Annotated in this window: 8 protein-coding genes; 6 read left to right on the forward strand and 2 right to left on the reverse strand. The window is 72.4% G+C overall.

All coding sequences use genetic code 11. The features are described 5' to 3' along the window. A partial coding sequence (locus tag FV229_RS22560) for a porin (RefSeq protein WP_187275250.1) occupies positions 1 to 619 on the reverse strand: 619 nt, incomplete at its 3' end. A 570-nt stretch (positions 620 to 1,189) separates the two neighbouring features. Here FV229_RS22560 and FV229_RS22565 point away from each other — a divergent pair. The 6 genes from FV229_RS22565 (at position 1,190) to FV229_RS22590 (ending at position 8,837) form a co-directional block, all read left to right on the forward strand. Beyond that, positions 1,190 to 1,444 carry an acyl carrier protein gene (locus FV229_RS22565; protein ID WP_147754112.1) on the forward strand — a complete coding sequence of 85 codons (255 nt, stop codon included), beginning with the start codon at positions 1,190 to 1,192 and terminating at the stop codon, positions 1,442 to 1,444. Between the two features lie 125 nt (positions 1,445 to 1,569). Beyond that, positions 1,570 to 2,712 (forward strand): acyl-CoA dehydrogenase family protein, encoded by a 1,143-nt coding sequence (locus FV229_RS22570; protein WP_147754113.1) that lies wholly within the window; start codon positions 1,570 to 1,572, stop codon positions 2,710 to 2,712. Positions 2,713 to 2,753: 41 nt separating this feature from the next. Next, positions 2,754 to 3,680 carry an amino acid--[acyl-carrier-protein] ligase gene (locus FV229_RS22575; protein ID WP_246685438.1) on the forward strand — a complete coding sequence of 309 codons (927 nt, stop codon included), beginning with the start codon at positions 2,754 to 2,756 and terminating at the stop codon, positions 3,678 to 3,680. 5 nt (positions 3,681 to 3,685) lie between these two features. After that, complete coding sequence (locus FV229_RS22580) at positions 3,686 to 4,648, forward strand: DUF1839 family protein (RefSeq protein WP_147754109.1); 963 nt, start codon at positions 3,686 to 3,688, stop codon at positions 4,646 to 4,648. A gap of 12 nt (positions 4,649 to 4,660) precedes the next feature. Next, on the forward strand, positions 4,661 to 7,108 hold the full coding sequence (locus tag FV229_RS22585; protein WP_147754110.1) for a glycoside hydrolase family 2 protein: 2,448 nt from the start codon (positions 4,661 to 4,663) through the stop codon (positions 7,106 to 7,108). 7 nt (positions 7,109 to 7,115) lie between these two features. Continuing rightward, a complete protein-coding gene (locus FV229_RS22590; protein ID WP_147754111.1) occupies positions 7,116 to 8,837 on the forward strand; it encodes an alpha/beta fold hydrolase in 1,722 nt (573 codons plus the stop codon). Between the two features lie 366 nt (positions 8,838 to 9,203). On the opposite strand, the gene FV229_RS27605 is transcribed toward FV229_RS22590, so the two are convergent. Then, positions 9,204 to 9,651, reverse strand: a 448-nt coding sequence (locus FV229_RS27605) for an ATPase (RefSeq protein WP_187275251.1), incomplete at its 5' end; no start/stop codon positions are given.

The following is a 9,651-nucleotide window of genomic DNA, read 5'->3' on the forward strand; positions in this document are numbered from 1 at the left end:
TTGCCGAGAAGCCGTTGCCGAGCGTCGCGGTGTAGGCGGCGAGGTTGGTCGAGGCCATGTCGGAGCCGGCGGTGGCACCGGCGAACTCGAAGTCGTGGGCGTAGAAGTCGAAGAACGACGCGGCGCGACCGGCGGTGAAGCCGGCGAACTGCACGAAGGCCTTGTCGACGTTCGAGTACTGCTGCAGGCGGCCGAAGCCGTCGACGCCGGTGGCGGCGAAGGCCGTGCCCTGGCGCTGCTGGGTCCCGGAGGTGCCGACGCCCGAGTAGCCGGAACGGCTGCCGGCATCGAGGCGGATGAAGGCGCGGAGCGTCCCGTAGGCGGTCTGGGTGCGGGCATCGACGTTGATGCGCATGCGGCCCTGGTAGCCGGTCAGGTCGCCGTTGCCGGCGGCGCGGGAGTAGCTGGCCTGGTAGCCGGCCTCGAGGCGGGCGCGGCCCGAGAGACGGATGCAGGTGTCGGTGCCGGGGATGTAGAAGAAGCCGGCGCCGTAGGCGGTGCAGACGCGGACGTATTCGATCGGGGCGGCCTTCTTGACCGGCAGATCGGCAGCCTGGGCGCCGGCGACGGCGGCGAAGCCGGCGGCCGAAGCGAGCAGGGTGCTCTTCAAGAGCGACATAGATATCTCCAAAAGCTTCGAGACCCGAGGATCGTACGGTCGCGCGGCCGGGGCCGATCGCGACGTACGTTTCTTGTGCGGCCCGCTTTTTGGGTGCGGGCTCATCGGGCCCGCTTTTGCGATGCCCCCAGTGCCCGATCACTGTGTGCGAACCGGTTCCCCCGAGCAATGTCGAATCGTCCGTCAAGACCTTGTGCGACGCCGCTGTTGCATGACGGCAACGAATCGACTGGCCTTTAGCCAGCTTGCTGACGGATGTAGCAATCTGTTTCGCCCATCCCGTCGCGGAACGCGTCGAAACACAGATCCGGACGGCACTTCGCATTCCGATTGTGCGCAATGTCGTTCTTTCACTCTGCGGCATGCTTCGGATCGTGATCTTGCACGTCGCGTCGTGGCCTCACCGCGTTTGGCCCTCGTGGCGTATGGCGGCGAATACCTGATTTCAGCGAGTTAGATACCATAACTCAGGCATTTACTAATAATTAAGTTAACTTTATTGTCGAGTAAGAATTGACGATCATAGTCTAGGCCGGCATCTTGGATTCGGTTCAGATGGTGTTGCGTATGATGATTTCCTCTCAAGACATCCGCGAGACCCTCGGCGGGATCGAGTCCCTCTCCGGCCAAGTGGACCGGCTCTCGGACGACGACGATCTGTTCGACAAGGGGCTGTGCTCCTTCGGATCCGTGCAGCTGATGCTGGCGCTCGAGGAGCGCTTCAACATCGAGTTCCCCGATCATCTGCTGAACCGCACCTCGTTCGCGACGATCCGGGCGATCCGCAGCACCGTCACGACGATCGTCGAGCCGGTGGACGCATGAACGCGCTCGCCCAGATGAGCGCGCTCGCCGAACGCATCGCCGCCGACCCCGCCCCGGGCGAAACGATTCCTCCCGAGCCGATTCTCGCCGAATCGCGCCTTCCCGCGCCGACCTTCGCCGAGCGCATGCGCCGGGTGGCGCAGGTGGCGGCGCTCCATGCCGACGCGGTCGACCGCGACGGGCGGTTCCCCGCCGAGGCGGTGGCGGCCCTGCGCGCGGAGCGGCTGCTCGGGATCCAGATCCCCGAGGCCCTGGGCGGCGAGGGCGCCGACATGAGCCGGATGGCCGAGGTGTGCTTCAGCCTGGGGCAGGCCTGCGCCGCCACCGGGATGGTGTTCGCGATGCACCAGATCAAGGTCGCGAGCCTGGTCACCCACGGGGCCGAGAGCCCCTGGCACCGCGCGCTGATGCAGCGGGTGGCGGAGCGGCAGCTGCTCGTCGCCTCGGCGACCACCGAGGGCGGCATCGGCGGCGACCTGCGCAACAGCCTCTGCGCCGTCGAGGCCGAGGGCGACGTGTTCGCCTTCCGCAAGGACGCCACCGTGATCTCCTACGGCGCCCACGCCGACGTGATCCTCGCCACCGGCCGGCGCCATCCCGAGGCCGCCTCCTCCGACCAGGTCCTGGTCGCGCTGACGTCGGACCAGTTCACCCTGGAGCGCACCAGCCGCTGGGACACGCTCGGCATGCGCGGCACCTGCAGCGACGGCTTCGTGCTCGCCGCGCGCGACGTGCCGGTCGCCCAGATCCTGCCCAAGCCCTTCGCCGAGATCGCGGCCCAGTCGATGCTGGCCGCCTCGCACCTCCTGTGGAGCAGCGTCTGGTTCGGGATCGCGAGCCATGCGCTCGACCGGGCGCGGACCTTCGTGCAGGCCGAGGCCCGCCGCCGGCCGGGCACGGTGCCCCCCGGCGCCCTGCGCCTGGCCGAGGCGACGAGTTCGCTGCAGGCGATGAAGGGGACGATCCAGGGCGGCCTGCGCCACTACGAAGAGGCGCAAGGGTCGCCCGCGGCGCTCGGTTCGATCGGCTTCGCGATCGCCCTGAACAACGTCAAGACCACCGCCTCGACCATGGCGGTGTCCATCGTGCAGGTGGCGCTCGGGATCGTCGGCATCGCCGGCTACAAGAACGGCACCCCGTTCAGCCTCGGCCGGGCGCTGCGCGACGTGCTCTCTGCGCCGCTGATGATCAGCAACGACCGTATCCACAGCAACACGGCCAACCTTCTGCTGGTGCAGAAGGGCGGCGGCACATTCCTGGGCGCGTGATGGACAGCTTGGCCGATCCCACCTCCACGCCGTTCGAGGCGCTGCCGTCCGCCGGGGACGAGGCGGAACCGCGTTCCTTCCTCGACCGCCTGTTCGACCGGGGCCACCTGGTACGCACCGGGATCGACGGCCTCTATGGCCGCGGCGGCGACTTCGAGAGCGTGGTCGAGGCGCTGGACGCCCTCGTCTCCCGCCTCGGCGCGGCCGACGGGGCCGAGCGGATGCGCTTCCCGCCGGGGATGAGCCGCCCGGCCTTCGAGCGCAGCGGCTACCTCAAGGGCTTCCCCAACCTGGCCGGCACCGTGCACAGCTTCTGCGGCGACGAGGCCGCCCATGCGCGTCTCCTCGCCTGCGTCGAGGCCGGAAAGGACTGGACCGAGGACCAGGCCTGCACCGACATCGTGCTGACGCCGGCCGCGTGCTACCCGCTCTATCCGGTGGCCGCCGCCCGCGGTCCCCTCCCCGCCGAAGGCCTGCTGTTCGACCTGCAATCCTACTGCTTCCGCCACGAGCCCTCGGTCGAGCCGACCCGGATGCAGATGTTCCGCATGCGCGAATACGTCCGCATGGGCTCGCCCGAGCAGGTGCTGGCCTTCCGCGAGGTCTGGCTGGAGCGCGGCACCGCGATGATGCGCGACCTCGGCCTGCCGCTGGCGGTCGACCCGGCCAACGACCCGTTCTTCGGGCGCGCCGGGCGGATGCTGGCCAACAACCAGCGCATGCAGGGGCTGAAGTTCGAGCTCAACGTGCCGGTTAACAGCACGGAGCAGCCCACCGCCTGCCTGAGCTTCAACTACCACCAGGACCATTTCGGCAGCACCTGGGAGATCGGCCAGGCCGACGGCGCGGTCGCCCACACGGCTTGCGTCGGGTTCGGCCTGGAGCGGATCACGCTGGCGCTGCTGCGCCACCACGGCCTCGACCTCGCCGCCTGGCCGGCGGACGTGCGCAAGCAGCTCTGGGGCTAGGATCGGTGTCGGCCGCCCTCGCCCTCGTCCACGATGCCGCCCCGGCGCCCGCCTTGCATCCGCTCCACGCCCAGGACCGCGCGTGGCCGGAAACCAACTGCTACGTCGACCTCTGGATCGAGCTGCTGCACGGGCGCGGGCTCGAGCCGGAGGCGATGCTCGGCTTCACCCTGCGGCAGGACTTCGAGGGCGACCAGTTCACCTTCTTCAAGCCGTCCATGGCCGACATCGAGGCGCTGTACGGTCTGCGCCTCGAGGAACTCGCCGTCTACGGCGGGCTCGAGCGCCACGCCGCAATCCAGGCCGCCCGCGGCTGCCCGGTGCTCGTCGAGGTCGACGCGATCCACCTGCCCGACACCGTCGGCACCACCTACGGCCGCGACCACGCCAAGACGACGATCGCGATCCTCGCGCTCGACGAGCGGCGTCGCACCCTCGACTACCTTCACAATGCCGGCCGCTTCCAGCTCTCCGGCGCCGACTACGACGGGATCTTCGGCCCCACCCTGCTGCCGCCCTACGCCGAGTTCGTGAAGGTGGTGGCCCCGCCCCTGCCACCCGGCGCCCTGCGGACGGCCGCCCGCACGATGCTGACCGCGCACCGCGCGCGCGCGCCGAAGACGAACCCCGTGCGCGCCTTCCGCGACGCGCTGGCGGGGACCGGAGAGGATCTGGTGCGCCAGCCCCTGTCGGTGTTCCACAGCTACGCCTTCAACACCACGCGCCAGCTCGGGGCGAACTTCGAGCTCCTCGGCAGCCACCTCGCTTGGCTCGACGCCTCGGGCCTCGCCGAACTCGGCGCGACCGCCGAGGCGGCGACGCGCCTGGCGCAGGAGACCAAGGCGTTCCAGTTCCAGCTCGCCCGCGCCTTCGGCCGCCGCAACGCCGCGCCGCTCGCGGCCGCCCTCGAACGCCCGGCCGCGAGCTACGACGCCGTCTTCGCCGCCCTCGACCGCGCCCTGCGCTGAGGGCACGGCGTCGTGGCCCGCCTCCACGCCGTCGACGGCGTCCCGCCCCGCCGGGTCGACGGCCCGTGGCAGCTCGTCGTCACGGCGCCCGGCGCCTGCGCCGGTCCCGGCGACGCGGCGAGTCTTTCGGGCTGGATCCCGGCCGAGGTTCCCGGCACCGCGGCGGCGGCGCTCCGCGCGGCCGGCCTTTGGTCCGAGGCCGCGCCGACGCCGCTCCACGGGTCGGACGTCTGGTACCGCACGACGCTGTCGCTCGCCGGCCCCGAATCCCTGCGCTTCGAGGGGCTGGCGACGCTCGCCGAGATCTGGGTCGACGGCACGCTCCGCCTGGAGACGCGCTCGATGTTCCTTGCCTACGCCGTCGAGGTGGACGGCGCCGGCACGGTCGAGCTGGACCTGTGCTTTCGCGCCCTCCAGGTCGCGCTCGCCCGGCCCAACCGCCGCGGGCGCTGGCGACCGCGGCTGGCGACGCCTGGATCGCTGCGCCACGTCCGCACCAGCCTCCTCGGCTTCATGCCCGGCTGGTGCCCGGCGGTCGACGCCGTCGGCCCCTACCGCCCCGTCACCCGGACCGCGCTCGGCGCCGGCGTCCCGCGCGTGCTGTCGGCCGACCTGCGCGCCGAGCTCGACGGCGGGACCGGCCGGCTGCGGCTCCGCCTCGCCCTGGCCGACGTTCGAGGCTCCCGGCTGACGCTCCGCTGCGCCGGCGCCGCGGCGGTGATCGAGGCCGACGCCGCGGGCTGCTTCGCCGGCGAGGTCCTGATCCCGGATGTCGCCCCGTGGTGGCCGCACACGCACGGCGAGCCCCGGCTCCATCCGGTCGAGGCCGAGATCGACGGCCACGTGCTGGCGCTCGGCCGCGTCGGCTTTCGCACGATCGCGCTCGCCCGCCCGTTCGCCGAGGGCTTGAGCCTGACGGTCAACGGCGTGCCGGTGTTCTGCCGCGGCGCGTGCTGGACGCCGGCCGACCTCGTCGGCCATTCCGCCGAGGCTTGCCGCCCGCTGCTGGCGCTGGCGCAGGAGGCCGGCATGAACATGCTGCGGGTGTCCGGCATCACCCTCTACGAGGCGGACGCCTTCTACGACCTGTGCGACGAGCGCGGCATCCTGGTGTTCCAGGACCTGATGCTCGCCAACTTCGACTATCCGATCGACGACCCGGCCTTCCGGGACCGCCTGCTCGCCGAGATCGACGGCTTCCTCGACCGGACGCAGGCCTCGCCCGCGCTCTGCGTCCTGTGCGGCGGCAGCGAGGTCGCGCAGCAGGCGGCGATGCTGGGCTTCCCCCGCGACGCCTGGACCGGCGGGTTGTCGGACGACGTGCTCGCCGCCCGCGTCGCCCGCCTGCGGCCGGACCTCGTTGTGGTGCCGAACTCGCCGTCGGGCGGGGACCTGCCGTTCTCGACCGATGCCGGGCTCGCCCACTATTACGGCGTCGGCGCCTACCGCCGGCCGCTGGAGGATGCGCGCCGCGCCGAGGTCGGCTTCGCCTCGGAATGCCTGGCCTTCGCCAACGTCCCCGACGCCGCGACCCTGCGGGAGGCGGATCTCTGCGACCCCGCGAGCCTGGGCTGGGCCGCCACGGTCCCGCGCGACCGCGGCGCCGACTGGGAGTTCGAGCAGGTCCGCGACCACTACATCCAAGACCTGTTCGGGCTCGATCCCGAGACTCTGCGCCGCGACGACCCGGATCGCTACTGCGCGCTCGCCCGCGCGGCCAGCGCCGAGGTGATGGAGGCGGTGTTCGCCGAGTGGCGCCGGGCGCGCTCGCCCACCGCCGGCGGGCTGGTGTGGTTCTTCCGCGACCTCGCCCCCGGCATCGGCTGGGGCGTCGTCGACGCGGCCGGCCGGCCGAAGTCGGCGTGGTACGCCCTCAAGCGCGCCTTCCGCCCCGTCCAGGTGACGATCTCGGACGAGGGCCTGAACGGCCTCCATCTCCACGTCCACAACGAGATGGCCGCGCCGCTCTCCGCCGTCCTGCGCCTCGTCTTCAGCGATGCCGAGGGGCGCGCCGTGGCGAAGGCAGAGCGTGCGGTCGCAGTCGCGCCGCGCAGCTCCGGCACATGGTCGAGCGCGACGCTGCTCGGGCGCTTCTTCGACGCCACCGGGAGCTACCGCTTCGGCCCGATGGCGCACGCCCTCGCCCATGCGAGCCTGGTCGATGCGGACGCCGCCGCCGTCCTCGCCGAGAGCTTCCACTTCCCGCAAGGGCGCGATCCCGCGCCGCGCCCGGTCGGTCTCGCCGCCGCGATCGAACCGGGTGCTGCCGGTCCCGTCCTCTGGGTCTCGGCGGACCGCCACGCGCTCTGCGTGCGCATCGAGACCGAGGCGGGCGCCCGGCCCGACGACGACGGCTTCCACCTCGCCCCCGGCGCGTCTCGCCGCATCGCCCTCGTCGGCGGCGGGAATCCGCACGGGATCGTTCGCGCCGTGAACACAAACGAGATCGTGAAGTTCTAAGACCTCGATGATGCACGCGCCGCCGCTCCCACATCCGTCGCCCGTCGAAGCGGAACCGGTCGTCGTCGACGGCCTGTTCGGCTGGTTCAGCCCAGGCACCGCCCGGCGCGGCGTGATCCTGTGTGGGGCGACCGGATTCGAGCAGCTTTCGGCGCACCGCCCGTGGCGGGACCTCGCCGGGCGGATCGCCGCCACCGGCTGCGCCACCCTGCGCTTCGACTATCCGGGCGAGGGCGATTCCACGGATGCCGGCGCCGGCACGCTGGAGGCGTGGCTCGGGGCGATCCGCCGGGCGGTGCGCGTCCTGCGCGAGGAGGCCGGGTCGACGGAGGTCGTCCTCGTCGGCCTCCGGCTCGGGGGAACCCTGGCGGCGCTCGTCGCCGAGGAGGGCGGGATCGACCGGCTCGCGCTGCTGGCGCCGTGCCGGACCGGGCGCGGCTACCTGCGCGAGATGAAGCTGCGGGCGCCCGCGGTGAACCAGCTCTCGGACGGCACCGTGCCGACCGAGCCGCCCGGACACCTGTCGCTCGGCGGCTTCCCGATCGGCCCCGACCTCGCGGCCGACCTCGCGCGGATCGACCTCGCCACGGCGACGATGCGCCCGGCGCCCGAAATCCTGATCCTCGGCGCGGAGACCGACGCCCTCGCCAAGCGCTACGCCGCGCTCGGCGCGCATGTGACCTCGGGCGCCCTGCCCGGCCTCGCCCAGCTCGTCGGCAACCCGCTGTTCTCCGAGACGCCGGAGGCGGCTTTCGCCGACGTGGTCGGCTTCGCGACCGCCGGCGCCCTGCCCCGCCCGACGGCGGCGCCCCCGGTCGTGTCGCCGGCAAAGCTCGCCGGCGACGGCTGGCTGGAGGAGGCGGTCCGGTTCGGGCCGGGCCTGTTCGGCGTCCACGCCCGTCCGGCCGGCTCGGCGACCGGCGCGCCGACGATCCTGTTCGTCGCCGCCGGCCTCAGCGCGCATTCCGGCTGGGGCCGGCAGGCGACGCGGATGGCCCGCGCCCTCGCGGTCGAGGGCGTGCCGTCGCTGCGTGTGGACCTCGCCGGCATCGGCGACAGCGCGGACCGGCCGGGCGGCGCCTCGCCGCTGTTCTCGCCCGACACCCTCCACGACTTCCGCCACGCCCTCGATTACCTGGAGGCGCGGGGCGCCGGACGGGTCGTCCTCGTCGGCAGTTGCAGCGGCGCCTACGCGGCATTCCAAGCGGCCTGGCGCGACCCGCGCGTCGCCGGGGCGCTCCTGGCCAACCTCTACTGCTTCGACTGGCACCCGGAGGACGACGTCGACGCCGTGGTGCGCCAGACGGTGGGAAGCGCCGCGACCTATGCCGCCCTGCTCCGTCACGGCAGCACGTGGCGTCGCCTGCTCACGGGCCAGGTCGGCGTGCGGGCGATCGGTCGCGTGCTCCTGCGCCGCGGCCTCCGCCTGGCCGACCGCCGCTGGAAGGCCTTGTTCCGTCCGAGGCCCGCCGGCGGCAGCGTCCTGCGACGGATCGGGACGATGCGGAAACGGGGCGCGCATCTGCGCCTCGTCTACACCGCGGGCGATCCGGGCCTGCCCGCCCTGCGCCGCCATGTCGGGCGCACGCCCGAGCGCGCCGCCCGTCGGCTCGGCGCCCCGGTCGCGATCGTCGCGGGCACCGACCACAACCTGTCCACCCCCGCCGCGCAGGCGGAGCTGACCCGGATCCTGAACGACCTCGTCGCCGTCGTCGCGGGCCGCCCCTGACGCCCGATCGGCGTCGCGAAGGCGGCCGAGGAGCCTGCCACGGGGGGCGGCGAGACAACGCAGGCGGGGGGCTTCACAGGGGCCGTCCCGCCACCTACCTTGGGGATCCCAGCAACGAACGAAAGGAGGTGATCCAGTGTCTCATTGTCATCAGCCGCTGTCTTCGGCTTACCGGACCTGGACCGTCGCCTCCGGCGCCTCCTTCTAAGGGCGCCCGGGCACTCTCGGGACAGTTTCGGCCGGACCGCGGTTCGGCAATGGAAGGGCCGCCCTCACGGGCGGCCCTTCGGCTTTTCAAAAGGGGCCGCCTGCGAGGGCGGCCCTTCGTCGTGTCCGACGACCGTGGCTCGCCGCGATCGACGCGCCTCAGCGCTTCTGGAACAGCGGCTGGGCCAGCGCCTCGGTGCGGGCGCGCCAGAGGTCGCGCTCCTCGCGCATCGCATCGAGCTCGTCGCGGATCTGGTCGCGCTCGACCCGGAAGTGATCGCGCTCGGCCCGGATTTCGTGAAGGGCGTTCATCTCGATCTGCACGTGGTTGCGCAGCTCGCGGATCTCCTGGGCGAGCAGGGTCTGCAACTCGCCGTGGCGGTCGGATTCGATCCGAAGCTTCGCCTTCAGCATCAGGTTTTCGGCCATCAGCTCGGAGATGTCCTCGGCCTCCGGGTTCGAACGCGGGGCCTCGACCGGCTGCTGCACGATCCGGGGCGACCACGCCGTCTCGGCGGCGCGGGGCTCGGGGCGCGGCGGCTGGCGCGTCTCGGCCTGCGGCTGGAAGGGGGCCTGAGCTTGGGCCTGGGCGGCGGGCGCCTGGGCC

The organism is Methylobacterium sp. WL120, from assembly GCF_008039465.1.
GTDB lineage: Bacteria > Pseudomonadota > Alphaproteobacteria > Rhizobiales > Beijerinckiaceae > Methylobacterium > Methylobacterium cerastii.